We start from the raw sequence: 22,467 nt of genomic DNA on the forward strand, positions 1-22,467 counted from the left end.
AGGAGGCGCTCATGCGCGAGATTCTGAACGATCTGGAAGACGGCCCGCATTTGTCCGACCCCGATCCGGTGCGCCGCGCGCAGATCCAGATGAAGACGCATCTGCCCAAGCGCTTCTACAAGGCCGTTGCGGTTGCGCCGGTGGAGGACGCCTTTGCCGTCCAACTCGACGGCAGGCCGGTGCGCACGCCGGCCAAGGCCCTGCTGGCGCTGCCGACGCAGGAAGCGGCTTCGCTGGTGGCGGCGGAGTTCGAGGCGCAGAAAGAGGTGATCGACCCGGTGGTGATGCCGGTGATGCGGCTGGTCAACACCGCGCTGGACGGCGTCGCCAACGAGCCGCAGGCGGTGCTGGAAGACATCCTGCGCTTCGCCTCGACCGACATGCTCTGCTACCGGGCCGATACGCCGCAAGGGTTGGTGGAGCGCCAGAACACCCACTGGGACCCGGTGCTCGACTGGGTGCGCTCGACCCTCGGGGCGCGCTTTAATCTTGCCGAGGGGGTGATCCACGTCGAGCAGCCGCGCGAATCGATCGCCGTGCTCGGCGCGCATCTCAGGCAGCGCAGCGAGCCGATGCGGCTGGCGGCCCTGCACCTGATGACCTCGCTGACCGGCTCGGCACTGCTGGCGCTGGCGGTGGAAGCGGGCGAAGTGGACGCCGAGGCCGCATGGCGCGCCGCCCATGTCGACGAGGACTGGCAGATCGAGCAATGGGGGCAGGACGCCGAGGCGGTCGCCCGCCGCAACGCCCGCCACCGTGATTTCCTGGCCGCTGTCCGCCTGCTGCAAGCGCTGGGCTGACGGCAGGCCGGCCGCCGCCAGATTTCTGGAATTGGAAAAAAGCTGGCGCGCGAGCGTCGGTCTGGAGGTCGGTGCGGGGCGAATGGGACGCCCGCACTGTTGCACTATGCTTCTTCGTTGCCTAGGTAGAGGCTCTTACGCGTGAAGGAGTTGGCCCGATGAACGACCGGATGAAAACCGCAAGTCGCCTTGTTTCATCCGATCGCACGGGTTCCCATGACTGCCTTTCTCACGCTCGATTCCGTTTCTGCCCAGCCTCCTGAACACCAGCTTCTTTTCAGCGATCTCAGCCTTTCGATAGGCCGCGAGCGCGTCGGCCTCGTCGGCCGCAACGGCTCCGGGAAATCCACTCTTTTGCGTATGGTTGCCGGCCTGGCGGGGCCCGCTTCCGGTGATATCCGCCGTACCGGCAGCATCGGCATGCTGGTGCAGGACTGGCCGGAAGACCTCATGCTGGCGGGGGCGCTGGGCGCCGCCGATGCCCTTGCCGTGGTCCGGCGCGTGCTTGCGGGCAAGGGCAGCGCCGAAGATTTCGACCATGCCGACTGGACGCTCGAGGCAAGGATCGAGGAAGCCTTCGCCGAAGTCGGCCTGCCGCCAATGCCGCTTGATCGCCGGATGGGGACGCTGTCGGGCGGCGAGCGCACCCGCGTCGGCATCGCTCGGCTTCTGGTGGACAGGCCGGATTTCCTGCTCCTGGACGAGCCCACCAATAATCTCGATGCGGCGGGCCGCGCGGCGATCCATGCGCTGGTGCGTGGCTGGAAGGGCGGCGTGCTGGTCGCCAGCCATGACCGCGAGCTTCTGGAGGCCATGGACCGCATCGTCGAACTGACGCCGGTCGGCGTTCATATCGTCGGCGGCGGCTGGTCGGCCTTCGTGGCGCTGCGCGAGGCCGAGCGGACGCAGGCTGCGCTGGAACTGGAGCGGTCGCAGGCGTCGCTGCGCGCGGCCCGGCAAGCGTTCCAGCGCCAGCAGGAGGCCAAGGCGCGCCGCGACAAGGCCGGCCGCGCGGTCGCGGCCAAGGGGGCGGAACCGAAGATCCTGCTTGGCGCGCGGGCCGAACGGGCCGAAAACAGCGGCGGCCGCGCCCGGCGAGTGGGCGAGCGGCTCGTCGGCGAGGCGACGGCAAACGCCGAAGCTGCCCGCTCCAGGGTCGAGGTGCTGGCGCCGCTGACGATTTCCCTGCCGCCGAGCGGCCTGCCGACTGGCGTGCAACTGCTCGCGCTGGATCGGGTTACGGTCGAGGTCGGGCAGCGCCGCTTCGGACCCTGGAGCCTCGACCTTTGCGGGCCGGAGCGCGTGGCCGTCATGGGGGCGAACGGCACGGGAAAGACGACACTGCTGAAACTCGCCGCCGGCGCGCTCGCCCCATCAGGGGGTCGCGTGCGTAGGGCCGAAGGGCGCATCGCGCTGCTTGACCAGCATGTCGGGATACTCGATCCCGAAACCAGCATCCTGGACAATTTCCGCCGGCTGAACGCGGAATTCGGCGAGGAGGAAGCCTATGCCGCCTGCGCGCGCTTTGCCTTCCGCAATCGCGACGCCCGCCAGGCCGTCGGCACGCTGTCCGGCGGCGAGCGCCTGCGCGCCGGCCTTGCCTGTACGCTTGCCGGCGAGCGTCCGCCCTGGCTGCTCATTCTCGACGAGCCGACCAACCATCTCGACATCGAATCGGTGGAACTCCTGGAAAAGGCGCTGAGCGCCTTCGACGGCGCCCTGATGATCGTCAGCCACGATCCGGCGTTTCTCAGCGCCGTCGGCATTGAGCGGGAGTTCCGGGTCGGCTAGGTCCGCAGAAAAAACTGCCCCCGAAGATTCGGGGGCAGGCCTTTTTCCCTGGAGGATGGGGCAGCTTACACCGAGTAGTACATGTCGTACTCGACCGGGTGCGGCGTCATTTCGAAGCGCATCACCTCGGCCATCTTCAGTTCGATGTAGGAATCGATCAGGTCGTCGTCGAACACGCCGCCTGCCTTGAGGAAGCCGCGGTCCTTGTCGAGGCTCTGCAGCGCCTCGCGCAGGCTGCCGCACACGGTCGGGATTTTCTTCAGTTCCTTCGGCGGCAGGTCATAAAGATCCTTGTCCATCGGCTGGCCGGGATGAATCTTGTTCTTGATGCCGTCGAGGCCGGCCATCAGCAGCGAGGCGAAGGCGAGGTAGGGGTTCGCGCCCGGATCGGGGAAGCGCACTTCCAGCCGCTTCGACTTCGGCGAGGTGCCGAAGGGGATGCGGCACGATGCCGAGCGGTTGCGCGCCGAATAGGCGAGCAGCACCGGCGCCTCGTAGCCCGGCACCAGCCGCTTGTAGGAGTTGGTCAGCGGGTTGGTGAAGGCGTTGATTGCCTTGGCATGCTTGATGACGCCGCCGATGAAGAACAGGCAGGTTTCCGACAGGCCGGAATATTCGTTGCCGGCAAAGGTCGGCTTGCCGCCCTTCCAGATCGACATGTTGACATGCATGCCCGAGCCGTTGTCGCCGAAGATCGGCTTGGGCATGAAGGTCGCGGTCTTGCCGTAGGCGTTGGCGACCTGGTGCACGACGTATTTGTAGATCAGGATCTTGTCGGCGTTGCGCACCAGCGTGTCGAACTTGATGCCGAGTTCGTGCTGGGCGGCGGCCACCTCGTGGTGGTGCTTTTCGACATGCACGCCCATTTCCTGCATCACCGACAGCATTTCGGAGCGCATGTCCTGGCACGAATCGATCGGCGGGACCGGGAAATAGCCGCCCTTGACGCGCGGGCGGTGGGCGAGGTTGCCGGTCTCATAGTCGGAATCGTCGTTGGACGGCAGTTCCGAGGCATCCAGCTTGAAGCCGGTGTTGTAGGGATCTGCCTTGAACTTGACGTCGTCGAAGATGAAGAACTCGGCTTCCGGCCCGACATAGATGGTGTCGCCGATGCCCTCGGCCTTCATGTAGGCTTCCGCTCGCTTGGCGATGCCGCGCGGGTCGCGGTTATAGGCCTCGCCCGAGATCGGGTCGAGGATGTCGCACAGGATCACCATCGTAGACTGCGCGAAGAACGGGTCCATATGCGCCGATTCCGGGTCGGGCATCAGCACCATGTCGCTCTCGTTGATGGCCTTCCAGCCATGGATGGACGAGCCGTCGAACATCACGCCGTCGGCGAAGATGTCTTCGTTGATTTCGCCAACGTCCACGGTGACGTGGTGCAGTTTGCCCTTCGGGTCGGTAAAGCGCAGGTCGACGAACTTCACGTCGTTGTCGGCGATTTGCTTCAGGATGTCGGCGGCGGTCGTCATGGTGTGTTGTTTCCTGTTATGCCGTTTTCAAATGTTGGGGTTGGGGTTCAGATGGCGTCCAGACCGGTCTCGCCGGTACGGATGCGGATGACTTCCTCGACGTTGGTGACGAAGATCTTGCCGTCGCCGATGCGTCCGGTTTGCGCCGCGTTGCGGATCGCCTCGATCGCGGTTTCCACGGCGTCGTCGCCCAGCACCAGTTCGATCTTCACCTTGGGCAGGAAGTCGACGACATATTCGGCGCCGCGATAAAGCTCGGTATGGCCTTTCTGGCGCCCGAAGCCCTTCGCCTCGGTGACGGTGATGCCTTGCAGGCCGGCCTCCTGCAGGGCCTCCTTCACTTCGTCCAGCTTGAAGGGCTTGATGATGGCTTCGATCTTCTTCATGGGTGGGCCTCCGGTTCGAAAAGACGGGTTGTCGGCCCGCTCGCCCATCTAAAGCAGGAACCGTGCCAGTTTGCGTTTTGCGCCAGGAATGGCGGGTCGGCTCCGGTTCCAAGGCATGCCAGGGCGAGGGGGGAATGCTTGGTGGGGGTATTATGCCTGTTTTTTAGGCAGGTTGCCCACAAAAGTGGCGAGGCCTGGACCTGCGGCCCCATCGTCTCGAACGATGTGCGCTGCCGGAAGCGGCGATGATGCGTTGCGCTGGCGAAAAAACTGGTCGATGTTTTGCGCCATGAGCAATGAAGTTCTGTCGCCTGCCGAAATGGCCGAAGCCGACCGCCGCGCCATCGCCGCCGGCCCGTTCGACGGCATCGGCCTGATGCGCCGGGCCGGGCAGGCGGTGGCCTCGCTCGCGCTGGCGCGCCATCCGGCGGCGGAACGCTTCCACGTGCTGTGCGGGCCGGGCAACAATGGCGGCGACGGCTACGGGGCCGCGCGCCTCCTGCATGAAAGCGGCGCTGCGGTGTCGCTGTGGGCAGTCGGCGCGCCCCGGCCGGGCGGCGATGCCGCGCTTGCCGCGGCCGAATGCCCGCTGACGCCGCAGGCACTCGCCGGCTTCGAGGCCGGTCCGGGAACCGTCGTCATCGATGCGCTTTACGGGGCGGGCCTGTCGAAACCGCTGGCGGGAGATGCGGCGCGCGCGGTCGACATCGCCACCGAAAGAAAGCTGCCGGTGATCGCGGTCGACCTGCCGTCCGGCGTTTCGGGCGACAGTGGCAGGGTGTTGGGCTGTGCCTTCCAGGCCGAGGTGACCGTCACCTTTGCCCGCAAGAAACCGGGGCATTTGCTGCTGCCGGGCCGGCAACTGTGCGGCGAGGTCGTGCTGGCCGATATCGGCATCGGCGATGCCGTCATCGGCGAACTCAGGATCAAGACGTTCGAGAACACGCCGGCGCTGTGGCAGGCCGGATTTCCCCGGCCGGCCGCCGATACGCACAAATACCGGCGCGGCCATGTGAACGTCTTTTCGGGCGGACCTTCGGCGACCGGTGCGGCACGGTTGTCGGCGCTCGCCGCCGCACGCGCCGGGGCCGGGGCCGTCACCGTGCTGTCGCCAGGCAACGCCATGCAGGTCAACGCCGCGCACCTGACCTCGATCATGTTGCGCAAGGTGGACGATACCGCCACCCTCGCCGCCATCCTGGACGACAGCCGTCCTGCCGCCTTCGTGCTCGGCCCCGGCTTCGGCGTCGGCGAGAAAGCCCGCGACTTCGCGCTGGCCGTGCTCGGCGACGGGCAGGGGCGGCAAAACGGCGTCGAAGGGCTGGTGCTCGACGCCGACGGCATCACCTCCTTCGAGGACCACCCGGCCTCGCTGTTCATAACGGCGGGGGCAAAGGGGGCGGCGAAACTGGTGATGACGCCGCATGAAGGCGAGTTTTCACGGCTGTTTTCCTCTCTTGCCGGCGACGACAGCCTGTCTAAGCTGGACAAGGCGCGCAAGGCCGCCGCCCGCTCGCATGCCGTCATGATCTACAAGGGCGCCGATACGGTGATCGCCGCGCCCGACGGCCGCGCCGCCATCAACGCCAACGCCGCGCCTTGGCTGGCCACCGCCGGTTCGGGCGACGTGCTGGCCGGCGTCGTCGCCGGCCTTCTGGCGCAGGGCATGCCGGCGTTCGAGGCGGCGTGCGCGGCGGTCTGGCTGCACGCCGAGGCCGGCAGCAGCTTCGGGCCGGGCCTGATTGCCGAGGATCTGCCGCAGGCGCTGGTGCCGTTGTTAAGGAGCCTGGCGAACTCTACATAGGGTTGCCTATTCCACATGCAGTTGACTTGCCGCGGTCCATCCGATTTACCGTGACCGCAAAATCCCGACAGTGCGGACGCCTTTTCCATGCTTGAAAAAACCTACGACGCCAAAGCCGTCGAGCCGAAGATCGCCAAAATCTGGGAGGAGGCGGATGCCTTCCGCGCCGGGGCGGGTTCGGAGGAGGGGGCGGAGGCCTTCACCATCGTCATTCCGCCGCCGAACGTCACCGGCTCCCTGCACATGGGCCATGCGCTCAACAACACGCTGCAGGACATCCTGGTGCGCTTCGAGCGCATGCGCGGCAAGAACGTGCTGTGGCAGCCCGGCATGGACCATGCCGGCATTGCCACGCAGATGGTGGTCGAGCGCAGGCTGGCGGAGAAGAAAATCCATCGCCGCGACCTGACGCGCGAAGAGTTCGTCGAGAAGGTCTGGGAGTGGAAGGCCGAATCCGGCGGCGCGATCTTCAACCAGTTGAAGCGCCTCGGCGCCTCGGCCGACTGGTCGCGCGAGCGCTTCACCATGGACGAAGGCCTGTCGAAGGCGGTGCTCGAGGTTTTCGTCACGCTCTACAAGGAAGGGCTGATCTACAAGGACAAGCGCCTTGTGAACTGGGACCCCAAGCTCTTGACCGCCATCTCCGACCTCGAGGTCGAGCAGAAGGAGGTCGATGGCAATCTCTGGCATTTCCGCTATCCGATCGAAGGCCGCGCCTACGACGCCGAAGACCCCACGACCTTCATCACCGTGGCGACGACGCGCCCGGAGACGATGCTGGGCGATACGGCGGTCGCGGTTCATCCCGAGGACGAGCGCTACAGGGACCTCGTCGGCAAGAACGTGATCCTGCCCATCGTGGGTCGGAAAATCCCGATCGTCGCCGACGAATATTCCGATCCCGAGAAGGGTACCGGCGCGGTGAAGATCACGCCCGCGCACGACTTCAACGACTTCGAGGTCGGCAAGCGCCACAAGCTGCCGGCGATCAACGTCCTGACCGTCGAGGCCGCGATATACATCAACGATAACGAGGACTTCCTCGCCGGCGTTGACTCGACGCCGGAGCGGCAGGCGGTGTGGAATTCGCTGCACGGCCTCGACCGGTTTGCGGCGCGCAAGCGCGTCGTCGAACTGATGGAGGAGGGCGGTTTCCTAGGCAAGATCGAGCCGCATCGCCACCAGGTGCCGCACGGCGACCGCGGCGGCGTGCCGATCGAGCCCTACCTGACCGACCAGTGGTACGTGAACGCCGCCGAGCTGGCCAAGCCGGCCATGGCCTCGGTGCGCGAGGGCCGCACCAATTTCGTCCCGAAGAACTGGGAAAAGACCTATTTCGACTGGATGGAGAACATCCAGCCCTGGTGCATTTCGCGGCAGCTCTGGTGGGGTCACCAGATTCCGGCCTGGTACGGTCCCGACGGCACCATCTTCGTGGAGAAGTCCGAGGAAGAAGCGCTCGACGCCGCCATCCAGCACTATCTCGCCCATGAAGGGCCGTGGAAGGCCTGGGTCGAGGAGAGGCTGGAGAATTTCGAGCCGGGCGACATCCTCACCCGCGACGAGGACGTGCTGGACACGTGGTTTTCCTCCGCGCTGTGGCCATTCTCGACACTGGGCTGGCCCGACCAGACGCCGGAGCTGAAGACCTACTACCAGACGGACGTCCTGGTGACCGGCTTCGACATCATCTTCTTCTGGGTCGCCCGCATGATGATGATGGGCCTGCACTTCATGGACGAGGAGCCGTTCCACACCGTCTATGTGCATGCGCTGGTGCGCGACAAGAACGGCGCCAAGATGTCGAAGTCGAAGGGCAACGTCATCGACCCGCTCGACCTCATCGACGAGTATGGGGCGGACGCGCTGCGCTTCACGCTGGCGATCATGGCGGCGCAGGGGCGCGACGTGAAGCTCGACCCGGCGCGCATCGCCGGCTACCGCAATTTCGGCACCAAGCTGTGGAACGCCACCCGCTTCGCCGAGATGAACGAGGTTGCGCGCGACGACAATTTCTGGCTGGGCGACGCCAGGTTGGCGGTCAACCGCTGGATCCTGACGGAACTGACGCGCACCGCGCGCGCCGTCACCGATGGCATCACCAGCTACCGCTTCAACGAAGCGGCCGCCGCTGCCTACAAGTTCGTCTGGAACCAGTTCTGCGACTGGTACCTGGAACTGCTGAAGCCGGTGTTCATGGGCGACGACGAGGCCGCCAAGGCCGAAAGCCGCGCCGCCGTCGCCTTCGTTCTCGACGAGATCTACAAGCTCCTGCATCCGTTCATGCCGTTCATGACCGAGGAACTGTGGGCCGAGACGGCGGGTGAGGGCGCGGAACGCTCGTCGCTGCTTTGCCATGCGGCTTGGCCGGACCCGGATTTCGAGGACGCCGAGTCCGCCGCCGACATCAACTGGCTGGTCGACCTGGTGACCGGCATCCGTTCGGTGCGTTCGGAAATGAACGTGCCGCCGGCGGCGATCGCACCGCTGGTGGTGATCGGCGCCGATGCCACGACGCGTGAGCGTCTGGCGCGCCACGATTCGGCGATCAAGCGCCTGGCGCGCGTCGGCGAGGTTTCGCTGGCCGAGAGCGCGCCCAAGGGTGCCGCCCAGATCGTGCTCGGCGAGGCGACCGTGTGCCTGCCGCTCGGCAGCCTGATCGACCTCAAGGCGGAGGCGGCCCGCCTGCAGAAGGAGGTGGCCAAGGTCACCGAGGAAATCGCCCGCCTGGCCAAGAAGCTGTCGAACGAGAAGTTCGTCGCCAATGCGCCCGAGGACGTGGTTGCCGCCGAGCGCGAGAAACTCGCCGAGTATCGCGCGGCGCAGGAGAAGCTCGCGGTGGCCCTGGCAAGGGTCCAAGACGCCGGGTGATTCTGCGTAACACGAACCGCGCGAGGCCGCTTTCCGGCCCCGCGCGGCGGCTGAAACCGCCCTCTGCGCGCTGATTTCTGACGTGCGCGTAAGTTTCTTTATTATTGTTGCGCTAAAGTAACAAAATCGGCACTTGGCCACGAAAATCGGCTGTTTTCCCACCGGAAACGCGGTTTTTGGGGCCGCCGGCGGGTGCTTTTGCGCGATTCCCGCCCCTCTCGGGTCGATTCCGGAGGGCGGATGCGCCCCGAAAAGGCCTCGGCGGGTGACGTTGGGTAATCTTCGTTATTGTCCCGTTAACCATCTCCGGTTCTAGCTTGGTCCGTCGATTTTCCGGGGAGAGACCGACCAATGCACGCGCGTTTGAAAACGCTGACAGGGACGGCACTTCTGTCGTTGGCGATAGGCGGGTCCGCCTATGCCGGCGGCTTTTCGCGCGGCACCGCCGATACGGACATCCTCTACGAGGACGGCAACTTCAACATGCGCTCGGGCGTCACCTATGTAAGCCCCCGCCGCGAGTTCAGCCGCAACCCCAATCCGCAACTGGTCGGCACCCGATACACGGAAGACTATGTGATCCCGTCGGCGGCGATCAAGATCAACCTCAGCGACAACCTTCGTTGCGCGGGAACCTTCGTCAACAACATTGGCGGCTCGGCGAAGTACGAGTTTCCGACGGCTTCCGGCAAGGTGCTGGAGGAGTTCACGACCTACGAAACGGCCGCGACCTGCGGCCTCGGTTTCGATGTCGGCCCCGGCAGGCTCTGGGTGCTGGGCGGCGGTTTTGCCGAGACCCTGGACTACCTTCGCAAGGATTCCTACGCCGCGGTCGGTCTGGGCGAAGGTGTTCTCGACCTCGAGGGACAAAAATACGGCTATCGTATCGGCGCGGCCTACGAAATCCCTGAAATCGCGCTTCGCGGACAGATCATGTATCGGTCGGGAACCGACTACGGCGCCGAGGGAACGGCGACCGCGCCGCGCGGCGTCCTGTATCTGGCGCTCAAGAATCAGGGCGTTCCGGACGTCTTCAATCCCTTCGCCGGCGGCAATCCTCTCCAAAGCACGCCACTCGACGCCTATGGGGTGGGCAGCCTGCCGCAAAGCGTGGAACTGAAATTCCAGACCGGCATCGCTCCCGACTGGCTGGCTTTCGGCGCGGTCAAATGGACCGACTGGAGTTCGCTGACCAGGCTCGACGTGCGTTCCGTCGAGGGCGACATGCTGCTGCTGTCGGACGAATATTACTGGCGCGACGGCTGGACCGTTACCGGCGGCCTCGGCCACAAGTTCAACGACACCTTTTCCGGCCTCGTCAGCCTGACCTGGGATCGCGGCGTCAGCACCGGCTATGACCTGCAAGGCGATGTCTATACCGCAGCGGTCGGCGTCACGATGAAGGACAGGATCGGCGGTGAATTGCGGGGAGGGGTCGGCCTCTCCTATCTGGCCTCCGCCGCCGAGACCAAGTACGGCGCCGATCCGAACATCACCGATAGCGATCCCGACGGGAGGCACGGTGACCAAGCGGTCAAGGCCGGCTACGCTTTCGCATTTAACCTCGGCTATAGCCTGAAGTGGTAAGCGCCTGAGATTGCTTGCCAAACTGATCAAATCCCTCCGGGTTTCCGCCTGAGGGAACGCCCCCTCCGTGACATGTCCCTGTGGTGTTTCTGCCACAGTTTGTTGCGAACATGCCGCACTCCCGCCAGCGGGGTCGAATTTGCCCATTTCCCGCCATAAACCGGGGGCACCAACATTGGTGTCTCCGGACACGCGCCATGAAGGCGCGGCGAAGAGGCGGGCCGCAAAGATCGCGGCAGGGGCTTAGATGGACGTCAAGACAGTGTTCCTGACCGGTTTGCCGCGCGAGATTCCGCCTGCGCCGACCGGCCGTACTTTGGACCAAATGGCAAGGCAGATTTCGATCAAAGACCGCTTGGCCATGGGCGCCCGCTCCACCGTGATCGGTGTCGGTGCGTCGGTCGCGGGCATCGCGAGGCGGCGTCCTGGTGGCGCCGCCGACGGCACTTGGAGAAACGTGTACCGTTTTATGCGCGTCCCTGGTTTGGCAAGATCGTTGGCATGTTCGATGCTAGTGGCGGCGACCACCCTTTGCGCCGTCCAGCAGGCCTCGGCCTTCGACGACAAGGTGTTTGACGACAAGACCGGGGTGAAGCCGCAGTCGAGCCCGTGGGCCGTGTTCCAGTTCGGCTTTTCCGCCTACAAGAACGGCCACAAGGACCAGGCGGTCGAGGCATACCGCTACGCGGCCGAGAACGGCCAGATCGGCGCCACCTGGAAGCTCGCCCGCATGTATGCGCAGGGCGACGGCGTGGCCCAGGACAGCTACTCCGCCTACAAGTTCTTCAGCGAGATCGCCGAGCAGGACGTCGAGCCGGGTTCGCCCGAGGAAAGCTACGTTTCCGATGCGCTGGTGGCGCTCGGCGGTTATTCGATGACCGGCATTCCCGGCACGCCGATCAAGGCCGACCCGGTCGCCGCGCAGGAATACTACATGCGCGCCGCCGCCAATTACCGCAATCCCGATGCCCAGTACGAGATGGGCAAGATGTTCCTGAACGGCGAGGGCGGCGTCAAGGCGAGCATCAAGCAGGCTGGGCGCTGGCTGCAACTGGCCGCCGAAAAGGGCCACGCCGGCGCGCAGGCGACGCTCGGCAACCTGTTGTTCCAGAGCGGCAAGCTGGTGCGCGGCCTGACCATGATGACGGTGGCGTTGGCGCGCGCAGCACCTGGTGACCGGCCCTGGATACGCGGCATGCAGGAAGAAGCCTTCGCCGTGGCCCCGGAAGCCGACCGCCGCACCGCCATCTCGCTCGCCGACGACATCCTGACCAAGGGCGCCAGCCAGTAATTGGGAAGATGCCTTGCCGTGCGGGGCGAAAGCGTGTGAGGCCCGACCCCACTCCGTCTCGGCTTCGCCGAGCCACCTCTCCCCCGATCGACGGGGAGAGGAAACGCTTCGGGCGAGCGCAGCGTCCTTCCTCTCCCCTTTTGAGGGGGAGAGGTGGTTTGCGAAGCAAACCGGAGTGGGAGGCTGCTACGCCTTATGCGATTGTTCCAGGTAGCGCCCTCAGGCCGCCTTCACATCGAGTTCGATTGCCACCGGCACGTGGTCGGACGGCTTTTCCCAGGCGCGGACGTGCTTTTCGATGTCGGCCGAGGAGAATCGGTTGGCGGCCTCGGGCGAGAGAAGCAAGTGGTCGATGCGGATGCCGTTGTTCTTCTGCCAGGCGCCGGCCTGATAGTCCCAGAACGTATAGGTGTCGCCGGAATCGGTCACCGCGCGCACGGCCTCGGTGAAGCCGAGATTGACCAGCCGGCGCCAGGCCTGCCGCGTCTGCGGCTGGAACAGGGCGTCGCCCAGCCAGTTTTCCGGATGCCTTGCGTCGATGGCTTCGGGGATGACGTTGTAGTCGCCGGCCAGAATCAGGGCCTCTTCCAGTTCGAGCCGCTCGACCGCCCAGCTTTCCAGCCGCGCCATCCATGACAGCTTGTAGGGAAACTTGCGCTCGTCATCGATCGGGTTGCCGTTCGGCAGGTAGAGCGAGACGACGCGCAGCGCTCCCTTGTCGGTGGAAAACACCCCTTCGATGAACCGGGCCTGTTCGTCGGTGTCGTCGCCCGGCAAGCCGCGATTGACCTCGTCGAACGGCAGCTTCGACAGGATGGCGACGCCGTTGAAGCCTTTCTGGCCGTGGGTCTCGACATTGTAGCCGAGCGCCTCGATCTCGGCGCGCGGAAACTGCTCGTCCACCGACTTGATCTCCTGCAGGCAGGCGATGTCGGGCGCGCTTTCGCCGAGCCAGTGCAGCAGGTTGCCGAGGCGGGCCTTGACGCCGTTGATGTTCCAGGTCGCAATCTTCATGAAAAACACGCGATAATTTCAAAGACTTCTTGATGGCGCGGGCGCCCGTTCCGGGCAATCCTGCACCATTGCTCCGTCGGAGGAAACCCGGTTTGACCGGGAGGAGCGGAAAAAGGGAGGGACCTTCATGTCTTCTGCGACGATGTCTCCTGCGGTGCACCCCATCAACGAGATGCTGCCGCTGCCACGGCTGTTCACGCTCGGCTTGCAACATGTGCTGGTGATGTATGCGGGAGCGATCGCCGTGCCGCTGATCATCGGGCGGGCGCTGCAGCTCGAAGCCGCCGACGTGGCGTTCCTGATCTCGGCCGACCTGTTCGTCTGCGGCATCGCCTCGATCCTTCAGTCGATGGGCGCCACGCAGTGGTTCGGCATCAAGCTGCCGGTGATGATGGGCGTCACCTTCGCGGCGGTCGGACCCATGGTGTCGATGGCCGTGGCCAATCCCGGTACGGACGGCGCCCGCATGATTTTCGGCGCCATCATCGGCGCCGGCATCATCACCATCCTGATCGCGCCGTTCATGAGCCGCCTGCTCAGGCTGTTCCCCCCGGTGGTCACCGGCACCATCATCCTGGTGATCGGCGTTTCGCTGATGAAGATCGGCATCGACTGGATTTTCGGCCTGCCGGTCGGCAAGACTGCGCCCAAGATCGTCGATCCGGCACATGCCGCCTGGTTGCAGGCGATGCAGGACGCGGTCGGGGCGGTGGGCTCGACGCTGCCGCCGCGCCCGGTCGAACTGGCGCTCGCGCCGACCATGAGCAACCCCGCCTATGCGCCGGTGTCCAACATCGTGCTGTCGCTGGTCGTGCTGGCCGTCATCATCGCCATTGCCCGCTACACCAAGGGCTTCCTGAGCAATGTCGCGGTGCTGATCGGCATCGTCGTCGGCGGCGTCATCGCGGCCTCGATGGGGCTGATGCATTTCGACAAGGTGGCGGCTGCTGACTGGTTCGCCCCGATCATGCCGTTCCATTTCGGCGCGCCCATCTTCAACCCAATCCTCATCCTGACGATGGTGCTGGTGATGATCGTGGTGATGATCGAATCGACCGGCATGTTCCTGGCGCTGGGCGAAATGACCGACACGAAGATATCGCAGCCGATGCTGTCCTGCGGCCTTCGGATGGACGGCCTCGGCACGCTGCTCGGCGGCATCTTCAACACCTTCCCCTACACCAGCTTTTCGCAGAATGTCGGGCTGGTCGGCGTCACCGGCATCAGGAGCCGCTTCGTCTGCGTGGCCGGCGGCGCGATCATGGTGGTGCTCGGCCTGATCCCCAAGATGGGGGCGCTGGTTGAGGCCCTGCCGACCGTCGTTCTGGGCGGCGCCGGCATCGTCATGTTCGGCATGGTCGCCGCGACCGGTATCCGCATCCTCTCCGCAGTGGATTTCAAGGGCAACCGCAACAACCTGTTCATCGTCGCGATCGCGCTCGGCTTCGGCATGATCCCGGCAATGGCGCCGAACTTCCATATGTGGCTGCCCAAGGTGATAGGCCCGCTGGTCGATTCCGGCATCCTGCTGGCCTCGGTCGTGTCCGTGGTCCTCAACCTCGTCTTCAACGGGGCGAGCGGCGATGTCTCGAGCCTGCGCGAAGCGGCGATGTCGAGCGAGGCGTAAGCCACCGGAAAGGGCCGCTTCGGCGGCCCTTTTTCATGGGGCCTGGCTCGCCGGCGCTGGACGGGCGAACACCGCTATGGTCAACTGGCCATGGTGTTATGAGTGGAACGGCCATTCGGCGACGATGCTGACACGGCGCAGGTTTCTAGGGCAGGTTGCCGCGGCTTCCGTGGCTGGCGCGGCTTTCTCGGCATACCGGCCGGCGCGCGCCGCGCCCCCGCCCGTCGACGCCACCTTCCTGTTCGTTGCCGATGTCCATGCCTGCCGCATGGCGAAGGGCCTGAGCCCCAACTGCCAGCAGGAAGGCAAGACCGACGCCAACCTTTTGCGCAACATCGCCGCCCTCAACGGCATCGCGGACCAGGCCTGGCCGTCCACCATCGGCGGGTCGCCGACCGGCCTGCGGCTTGCCGGCCAGAAGATCGGGACGCCGCTCGGCGTCATCACCGGCGGCGACATGACCGATGACGGGGGCGGGCAGGTGACGCTACCGAGCGAAGGCACGCAACTGCTGCAATTTTCCCAGCGCTACCAGCAAGGCGTCGGGCCGGACCGCATCCACTTTCCGGTCTATGCGGGCCTTGGCAACCACGATCTCGACCAGAACGGGCCGCCGGGTCACGTCAACTGGTATCGGCGCGAGTTGCGCGATTATGTCGAGGTCAATCACCGGGCCGGCGTGTTCTTCAAGCCGCCGGTTCCGGCAGACAATTACGATGTCGATTCCGATTGCTACTCCTGGAACTGGGGCGGGCTGCATCTGGTGCAGACGCATCGCTTTGCCGGCGATACCGGCCACGGCGCCCCCAGCGGCCTGCCGTGGCTGAAGCAGGACCTTGCCGCCAATGCCGCCGACGGGCGGCCGGTGGTGGTGTTCCAGCACTATGGCTGGGACAGCTTTTCCCTCGAAGCGTGGGACAAGGCAGAGCATCGTTATGACGACGAAGGAGACGGCATCGCCCATTGGTGGAACGAAGCCGAGCGCCAGGCGCTGCTTGCGGTGCTCAAGGGCTACAACGTCGTCGGCGTCTTCCATGGCCACCAGCACAAGACGCCGATGATCTACCAGCGCGACGGGCTCGACCTGTTCAAGCCGAAGGCGGCCTATATGGGCGGCTTCGCGCTGGCGCGCATCACCGGGCAGGAGATGGAGGTCGTGCTGGGGGAGGCCGCGGACGACCACGGCGGGGTGACCTTCACCAACGCCTTCAGCAAGGCGCTGTGACGGCAGCCCGGAAGGCGGGACTCAGATCGAGAAGCTGGTGCCGCAGCCGCAGGAAGCAACCGCGTTGGGGTTCTTGATCTGGAACGACTGGCCCATCAGGTCATCGACGAAGTCGATCACCGATCCGCCCATATAGACCGCCGACAAATCGTCGATCAGTACCGTCGCGCCGTCCTTCTCGATGGCGAGGTCGTCGTCGTTACGGGTCTCGACCAGGTCGAACTTGTAGGAAAAGCCCGAGCAGCCGCCACCCTCGACGGAAACGCGCAACGCCGTTTTCCCGGGGTCGGCGGCAACGATCTTTGCGATGCGCTTGAAGGCGGCATCGGTTACGTCGATGTTTGTAGGGATGTTTGCATCAGCGCCCATGGGCGTCACCTTGCTTTCCATTACCCTTGATAGGTATGAAGCAGGGCAAGCCAAGTCAACTGGTGAGATGATGGGTGAGAAACGGGAGAGCGCGGGGGCTCTCGGCGATATCGGCTTCGGCTACCGGCCGCGCGCCGACTACGCCACCGACCCGGCGCTGTCGCGGGGGCGTCTGGTTCCGGAGCCCGAAAGCCCGACGCGCACGCCCTTCCAGCGCGACCGCGACCGCATCGTCCATTCCACCGCCTTCCGCCGTCTCAAGCACAAGACGCAGGTCTTCGTCGCCCATGAAGGCGATCACTACCGCACCCGGCTGACCCATTCGATCGAGGTGGCGCAGATCGCGCGGGCGCTGGCCCGGGCGCTGCGCGGCGACGAGGACCTGACGGAGGCGGTGGCGCTGGTCCACGATTTCGGCCACACGCCCTTCGGCCACACCGGCGAGGAGGCGCTGAACGAGAAGATGGCGAACTGGGGCGGCTTCGACCACAACGCCCAGTCGCTGCGCATCGTCACGCGGCTCGAACATCGCTACGCCGAGTTCGACGGCCTCAACCTTTCCTGGGAAACGCTGGAAGGGCTGGTCAAGCACAACGGCCCGCTGGTCGACGCGAAGGGGGAGGGGCTGCATGGGCCGTTGCCGCCCACCATTCGCGCCTATAACGAATTGCAGGACCTCGAACTCGACCGCTTCGCCGGCATCGAGGCGCAATGCGCCGCCATTGCCGACGACATCGCCTACAACACCCATGACATCGACGACGGCCTGCGCTCGGGCCTATTGAAACTGGAGATGCTGGAGGACCTGGCGCTTCCGGGCTCGATCCTGAAGGCGGTGCGCCAGCGCTATCCGGCGCTCGATCCGGTGCGCACGGGCCATGAACTGATGCGCCGCCAGATCACCGGCATGGTCGAGGACGTGATCGTCACCGCCCACGCCAATCTCGCCCGGATCGCGCCGCACAGCGCCGATGAGTTTCGCGGCGCCGGCGAGACCATCGTGCGGTTCTCGCCCGAGATGGCCGCCGCCGAAAAGGAGTTGAAGGCCTTTTTGTACGAGCACCTTTATCGCCATCCCGAGGTGATGCGGGTGCGGGTGGATGCTGACCGGATCGTGCGGCAGTTGTTCGACGTCTATTTCGCCGACCCGCGCGCCATGCCCGACGGCTGGCGCGAAGGGCTGGACCGTGCCGAGGAGCGCGTGAAGGCGCGCTACGTCGCCGATTTCCTCGCCGGCATGACCGACAATTACGCCATTCGCGAGCACCAGCGTTTGTTTGACCATACGCCGGATTTGAGCTAGGGCGAGCCATGGAATCTACGCTCACAGCGTAAATTTCTGCGCATTTCCTATTCTTTGAAAGCCTGCCATGAACATCTTCGCCGACTTCACCGCGCGGATCGTCAAGATCGTCGAAGCGCTTGACCTGAAGGACAAGGACGGTTCTGCGCCCGACCTGTCGCGCATCGCCGTCGAGCCGCCGCGCGACGCCACCCATGGCGACCTGGCGACCAATGCGGCGATGGTGCTGGCCAAGCCGACCGGGCAGAACCCGCGCGCGCTGGCCGAAAGGATCGCCGAGGCGCTGCGGCAGGACGGCGATGTCGCCTCCGCCGAGATCGCCGGGCCGGGCTTCGTCAACCTCAGGCTGCGCGGCGGCTTCTGGCAGGGCCATCTCGCCGGCCTGCTCGGCGAGGGCAGGGACTACGGCCGCTCGCGCATCGGACACGGCCGCAAGGTCAATGTCGAATACGTCTCCGCCAACCCGACCGGGCCGATGCATGTCGGCCATTGCCGTGGCGCGGTGGTCGGCGACGCGCTGGCCAACCTGATGGGCTTCGCGGGCTATGACGTCACCAAGGAATACATCATCAACGACGCCGGCGTGCAGATCGACGTGCTCGGCCGCTCCGTCATGCTGCGCTACCGCGAGGCATTAGGCGATGCCATCGGGGAAATCCCGGCCGGCCTTTATCCGGGCGACTATCTGGTGCCGGTCGCGCAGGCGCTGGCCGCCGAATACGGGCGCTCGCTGTTGCAGATGCCCGAGGACGAGGCGCTCGCCATCGTCAAGGATCGCACCATCGACGCCATGATGGCGATGATCAAGGAAGACCTGGCGCTGCTCAACGTCCACCACGACGTGTTCTTTTCCGAGCGCACGCTGCACGCCGACAATGCCAGGAAGATCCGCTCGGCAATCAACGACCTGACGCTCAAGGGGCACATCTACAAGGGCAAGCTGCCGCCGCCCAAGGGAGAGAAGCCGGACGACTGGGAAGACCGCGAGCAGACCCTGTTCCGCTCGACCGCCGTCGGCGACGACCTCGACCGGGCGCTGGTCAAGTCGGACGGCTCCTACACCTATTTCGCCGCGGACGTCGCCTATCTGAAGGACAAGGTGGACCGCGGCTTCGTCGACCTGATCTATGTGCTGGGCGCCGACCATGGCGGCTATGTCAAGCGGCTGGAAGCGCTGGCGCGGGCAGTGGCCGGCGACAAGGTCAAGCTCACCGTGCTGCTTTGCCAACTGGTGAAGCTCTACCGCGACGGCGAACCGGTGCGCATGTCGAAGCGTTCGGGCGACTTCATCACGCTGCGCGAGGTGGTGGAGGAGGTCGGGCGCGACCCGATCCGCTTCATGATGCTCTATCGCAAGAACGACGCGCCGCTCGACTTCGACTTCGCCAAGGTCACCGAGCAGTCGAAGGACAACCCGGTTTTCTACGTGCAGTACGCTTCGGCGCGCTGCCACTCGGTATTCCGGCAGGCCTCGGAGCAGCTGGGCGACAAGTCGTTCGACCGGACGGTCCTGGCCGCGGCGAGCGGGGAACTCTCCGACGAAGGCGAAATCGGGCTTGTCCGCAAGCTTGCCGAATATCCGCGCCTGATCGAGTCCGCCGCGCTTGCGCTGGAGCCACACAGGCTGGCATTCTACCTCTACGATCTGGCCAGCGCCTTCCATGCGCACTGGAACCGGGGCACCGAGAATCCGGACTTACGGTTTGTTAAGGTTAACGACCGACAATTGACGCTTGCCAGGCTGGGTCTGGTGCAGGCTGTTTCGGATGTTTTGACGTCCGGTCTGGCGTTGATCGGGGCGGAAGCGCCCTCCGAAATGCGTTAGAATAGACTAATAAACCTGTCACCTTTTGCCCACATTGCGCTGGTAGTGGCCAACCTTGCGCGGCGTCCATGGCGTCCGACTGTATACGAGTTCGGGAACGAAGATGGCAGACAGAACCCCCCTCAAATTCGCCGACCGCGATACGATTTCCGATAACGATCCTTTTGCGGAACTGACCCGGATCATGGGTTTCGATCCGCGCCAGCCGGTAACCCGGAAGGAAGCGCTGGACCCTGTCATCGGCGACGATTTCGACATCGACCTCGAAAAGGAGTTGATGGGGGAGTTCGGCCTCGACGAGGAAGAGCGCGCGCCGGCGGTGAACGCTGCCCCCGAAGTGGCGGTTTCGCCGGCCGAGCCTGCCATGCATGAAGCGCCTTCACACGACTTTTCCGCGCATGAGCTTGACGAGGCGATCGCCGCCTCCATGCAGGATTTCGGCGTTGCAGAAGACAAGGCGGGGCATTCGCCTGCGCCGGAAGTGGATTTCGACCGCGACTTCGACGATGCCTTGACGCAGACCTTCGAGACGCCGGCCTTCGACAGCCGGACGGACTGGTCGGATCGCCAAGAGAGGGCTGCCGCGGCCGAGGAAGACGTTTTCGCAGACGACGCTGCGCCCGAAATCGAGGCTGCGCCGGCGCGTGATTTCGAAACGCATTTCGACGATGCCATGGCCGAGGTCGATTTGGATTTCGACCTCGACGACGAACTGGCCGAAACCCCAGCCGCCGAACAGGTTGCCGCTCCTCAAATCGCCGTCGAGGCACAGGACGAGGAAGCCGATTTCCTGGCGGATGCGCCGGAGGCGGAGGATCCCTTCGACGACGCGTTCTCGCTGGACCTGAACGAGGTCGAAGCCGCCGCGCCGGCCGTCGAGCCCGTTGCCGCGCCGCAGGAGCGCAGCCTGGAAGACGAACTGAACGCCCTGCTCGGCAACATGGGGGCGAGCATTTCCAAGCCGCAAGACACGCCCTTGCCGCAGGTGCAGGCCGCGGACGAGCGCGCCGCGCCCGCCGTCGATCCGTTCGCGGTCGCCGCCGCGGGCTACAGCACGCCCCAGGCGCCGGCGGTTGATCCGTTCGCCGTCGCGGCCGTGGGCTACAGCGCCCATCAGGCACCGGCCGTCGATCCGTTCGAGGTCGCGGCTGCGGGCTATGGCGCGCATCAGGCTTCGGCCGACGATGCTGCATCGGCGCTCGATGCGCTGGCCGCCGACCTCCTGCAGGACGATGAAGCACAGGCGCGAGCCGGCGACGTGGACATCGACTTCGATCCCGCCGATCTCGATGCCTTCACCAACGATGCCGAGGCCGAGGCCGAGGTGGCTGCGGCGCCGGTTCCGGCGGCGTCGATCTTCTCCCGAACCTGGAACCGCGCGACGCCGGTCCAGCCGGCACAGCCCAATACGGCCGAGGAAGCCCCTGCGGCCCCGGTCGTCGAGGAGCCGGCCGCCGATGCCTATGCCTACCAGCCGGAACCGGCCTACACGGCCGAGACGCAGGAAGCCGTCGAACAGGTCGAGCCGCAGGAAGAGGCGGCCCCCGCCGTCGTCGACGACGGCATTCCCGATGTCGAGACCGTCGATGTGCCGGAACGCGTCGAGGCGCTGGCGGACGATCTCGACCTGCCCGAACTGGTGTTCGAGGAAGACAGGCCGGCTTCGGCCGCTTTCGACGACCTCGATGCCGAGTTCGCGGGCCTGATCAACGAAATCAACGAAGCCGATCTCGCGCCGCCGCCGGCCCAGACCTCGACCTATGACGACGAGCCGTACGAGTCCGGCTTCAGGCAGGCGGCGGAGTGGGACGACACGCCGGCCTATGTCATGCCGGGTGCGGCCGCCGCGACGGCTGCTGCGGCTACCGCCTCCCATGCGGCGGACTTCGATGCCGCGAACGCCGATGCGCGCCCCTTTGCGCCCGCCGAAAGCTTCGATGCCGATCCGCTCGACTACGATCCGCAATTCGACGAAGCGATCGCCATGCCGGAACCCGCCGCGACGGCCGGCGCCGCGCAACCCAGCCGGCGCGGCCTGATCGCCGCCGCGGTCGTCGGGGCGGTGGTCGTGGTTGGCGGCCTCGGCGCCTTCCTGCTGTCGCCGGGCGGCAGCGGCGGCGGCGCTCCGGTGCTGGTCAAGGCCGACGACGCGCCGATCAAGGTCAAGCCGGAAAATCCGGGCGGCACCGTGGTGCCGAACCAGGACAACAAGGTCTACGAGGCCGTGGCGAAGGGCATCCAGCCCACCGCGCCCGAGCAGCAGAAACTGGTCGTCGACGCCCAGCAGCCGGTCAACGTGAACACCGCGGCGCCGCAGAACCGCGTGGTCGACCTGCCGGCCGACGAGGATGCGGGCGATGGAGCCGGCGATGTGGCGGCAGCGGATGCGCCGCGCGCCAAGTCGGAAGACAGGCTCGACCCGAGCACGCAGACGGCAGCGGCGAACGCCGACCAGGAGGATGTCGCGCTGGTCAGCCCGCGCAAGGTCCGCACCATGATCGTGAAGCCGGACGGGACGCTCGCCCCGCGTGAGGACACCACCGCCGTGGCGGCCACCGAGCCGGCCGATCCCGCGCCTCAGCGTGTCAGCACGGCTCCGCTTTCCGGCGACCAGACCGGAACCGTGCCGGCCGCCGCCGATGCGCAGGAGCCGGCGCCGAAGCCCACCGCGAAAGCCGGCAACCAGTCGCCGACGACGCCCAAGACCGTCGCTGCCGCGCCGCAGCGTCCGTCCGACCAGCCCGTCGACGTCGTCGGCGAGGTGAAGCCCGACCAGGTCGCTGCCATCGCCCCGGCCACCGCCGCTTCCGGCGCCTGGGCCATGCAGATCGCCTCGCAGCCGAGCGCGGAGGCCGCCCAGTCCTCCTACAACGACCTCGCCCGCCGCTATGCCGGCGTGCTGGGCGGGAAGCCGGTCAGCATCGTCAAGGCCGAGATCGCCGGCAAGGGCACGTTCTACCGCGTCCGCATCCCGGCCGATTCGCGCAACGACGCCATCAAGCTGTGCGAGAGCTACAAGGCGGCTGGCGGCAATTGCTTCGTGTCGAAGTAACGGCCCGCCCGGGCCCGAGTCCCGAAAAACGATCCGGCGTGGTGAAA

General features: G+C 65.7%; 15 protein-coding genes. 11 read left to right on the forward strand and 4 right to left on the reverse strand.

From position 1 onward, the window contains the following. Positions 1 to 11: 11 nt before the first annotated feature. Positions 12 to 800 carry an ATP12 family chaperone protein gene (locus ACFOHJ_RS24515; protein WP_378225720.1) on the forward strand — a complete coding sequence of 263 codons (789 nt, stop codon included), beginning with the start codon at positions 12 to 14 and terminating at the stop codon, positions 798 to 800. Positions 801 to 1,016: 216 nt separating this feature from the next. Next, positions 1,017 to 2,591 carry an ABC-F family ATP-binding cassette domain-containing protein gene (locus ACFOHJ_RS24520; RefSeq protein WP_378225722.1) on the forward strand — a complete coding sequence of 525 codons (1,575 nt, stop codon included), beginning with the start codon at positions 1,017 to 1,019 and terminating at the stop codon, positions 2,589 to 2,591. A gap of 65 nt (positions 2,592 to 2,656) precedes the next feature. Here ACFOHJ_RS24520 and glnA read toward each other — a convergent pair whose 3' ends face one another. Together glnA and ACFOHJ_RS24530 are read right to left on the reverse strand one after the other, a co-directional pair. Next, a complete protein-coding gene (gene glnA / locus ACFOHJ_RS24525; protein WP_378225724.1) occupies positions 2,657 to 4,066 on the reverse strand; it encodes a type I glutamate--ammonia ligase in 1,410 nt (469 codons plus the stop codon). Between the two features lie 47 nt (positions 4,067 to 4,113). Further along, complete coding sequence (locus tag ACFOHJ_RS24530; protein WP_378225726.1) at positions 4,114 to 4,452, reverse strand: P-II family nitrogen regulator; 339 nt, start codon at positions 4,450 to 4,452, stop codon at positions 4,114 to 4,116. 289 nt (positions 4,453 to 4,741) lie between these two features. Here ACFOHJ_RS24530 and ACFOHJ_RS24535 point away from each other — a divergent pair, with 289 nt between their 5' ends. The 4 genes from ACFOHJ_RS24535 (at position 4,742) to ACFOHJ_RS24550 (ending at position 12,005) form a co-directional block, all read left to right on the forward strand. Further along, positions 4,742 to 6,256 carry an NAD(P)H-hydrate dehydratase gene (locus ACFOHJ_RS24535; protein WP_378225728.1) on the forward strand — a complete coding sequence of 505 codons (1,515 nt, stop codon included), beginning with the start codon at positions 4,742 to 4,744 and terminating at the stop codon, positions 6,254 to 6,256. Positions 6,257 to 6,343: 87 nt separating this feature from the next. Further along, a complete protein-coding gene (locus ACFOHJ_RS24540; RefSeq protein ID WP_378225730.1) occupies positions 6,344 to 9,127 on the forward strand; it encodes a valine--tRNA ligase in 2,784 nt (927 codons plus the stop codon). Positions 9,128 to 9,478: 351 nt separating this feature from the next. Continuing rightward, on the forward strand, positions 9,479 to 10,714 hold the full coding sequence (locus tag ACFOHJ_RS24545; protein WP_378225732.1) for an outer membrane protein transport protein: 1,236 nt from the start codon (positions 9,479 to 9,481) through the stop codon (positions 10,712 to 10,714). Positions 10,715 to 11,183: 469 nt separating this feature from the next. Next, positions 11,184 to 12,005 carry a tetratricopeptide repeat protein gene (locus tag ACFOHJ_RS24550; RefSeq protein ID WP_378225779.1) on the forward strand — a complete coding sequence of 274 codons (822 nt, stop codon included), beginning with the start codon at positions 11,184 to 11,186 and terminating at the stop codon, positions 12,003 to 12,005. Positions 12,006 to 12,224: 219 nt separating this feature from the next. Here ACFOHJ_RS24550 and xth read toward each other — a convergent pair whose 3' ends face one another. Beyond that, positions 12,225 to 13,019, reverse strand: coding sequence for an exodeoxyribonuclease III (xth, locus tag ACFOHJ_RS24555; protein WP_378225734.1), 795 nt, complete (start codon positions 13,017 to 13,019; stop codon positions 12,225 to 12,227). Between the two features lie 142 nt (positions 13,020 to 13,161). Between xth and ACFOHJ_RS24560 the strand changes: the two genes are divergently transcribed. Both ACFOHJ_RS24560 and ACFOHJ_RS24565 read left to right on the forward strand, forming a co-directional pair. Beyond that, entirely contained in the window at positions 13,162 to 14,646 is a 1,485-nt protein-coding gene (locus tag ACFOHJ_RS24560) for a nucleobase:cation symporter-2 family protein (protein WP_378225781.1), read from the forward strand. Positions 14,647 to 14,722: 76 nt separating this feature from the next. After that, a complete protein-coding gene (locus ACFOHJ_RS24565; protein WP_378225736.1) occupies positions 14,723 to 15,871 on the forward strand; it encodes a metallophosphoesterase in 1,149 nt (382 codons plus the stop codon). A 21-nt stretch (positions 15,872 to 15,892) separates the two neighbouring features. Here the strand turns inward: ACFOHJ_RS24565 and erpA are convergent, their stop codons facing one another. Further along, the gene (gene erpA, locus ACFOHJ_RS24570; RefSeq protein ID WP_378225738.1) at positions 15,893 to 16,240 is read right to left on the reverse strand and encodes an iron-sulfur cluster insertion protein ErpA; all 348 of its coding nucleotides are present in this window, start codon (positions 16,238 to 16,240) and stop codon (positions 15,893 to 15,895) included. Between the two features lie 70 nt (positions 16,241 to 16,310). On the opposite strand from erpA, the gene ACFOHJ_RS24575 reads away from it, so the two are divergent. The 3 genes from ACFOHJ_RS24575 to ACFOHJ_RS24585 all read left to right on the forward strand — a co-directional run bounded on the left by ACFOHJ_RS24575 (position 16,311) and on the right by ACFOHJ_RS24585 (position 22,420). Beyond that, positions 16,311 to 17,543 carry a deoxyguanosinetriphosphate triphosphohydrolase gene (locus ACFOHJ_RS24575; RefSeq protein ID WP_378225739.1) on the forward strand — a complete coding sequence of 411 codons (1,233 nt, stop codon included), beginning with the start codon at positions 16,311 to 16,313 and terminating at the stop codon, positions 17,541 to 17,543. A gap of 67 nt (positions 17,544 to 17,610) precedes the next feature. Further along, positions 17,611 to 19,368 carry an arginine--tRNA ligase gene (gene argS / locus ACFOHJ_RS24580; protein WP_378225741.1) on the forward strand — a complete coding sequence of 586 codons (1,758 nt, stop codon included), beginning with the start codon at positions 17,611 to 17,613 and terminating at the stop codon, positions 19,366 to 19,368. 103 nt (positions 19,369 to 19,471) lie between these two features. Beyond that, positions 19,472 to 22,420 (forward strand): SPOR domain-containing protein, encoded by a 2,949-nt coding sequence (locus ACFOHJ_RS24585; RefSeq protein WP_378225743.1) that lies wholly within the window; start codon positions 19,472 to 19,474, stop codon positions 22,418 to 22,420. Positions 22,421 to 22,467 lie beyond the last annotated feature (47 nt).

Origin of the sequence: Aquamicrobium soli (assembly GCF_042646345.1) — a bacterium.
GTDB classification, from domain to species: Bacteria; Pseudomonadota; Alphaproteobacteria; order Rhizobiales; family Rhizobiaceae; genus Mesorhizobium; species Mesorhizobium soli_A.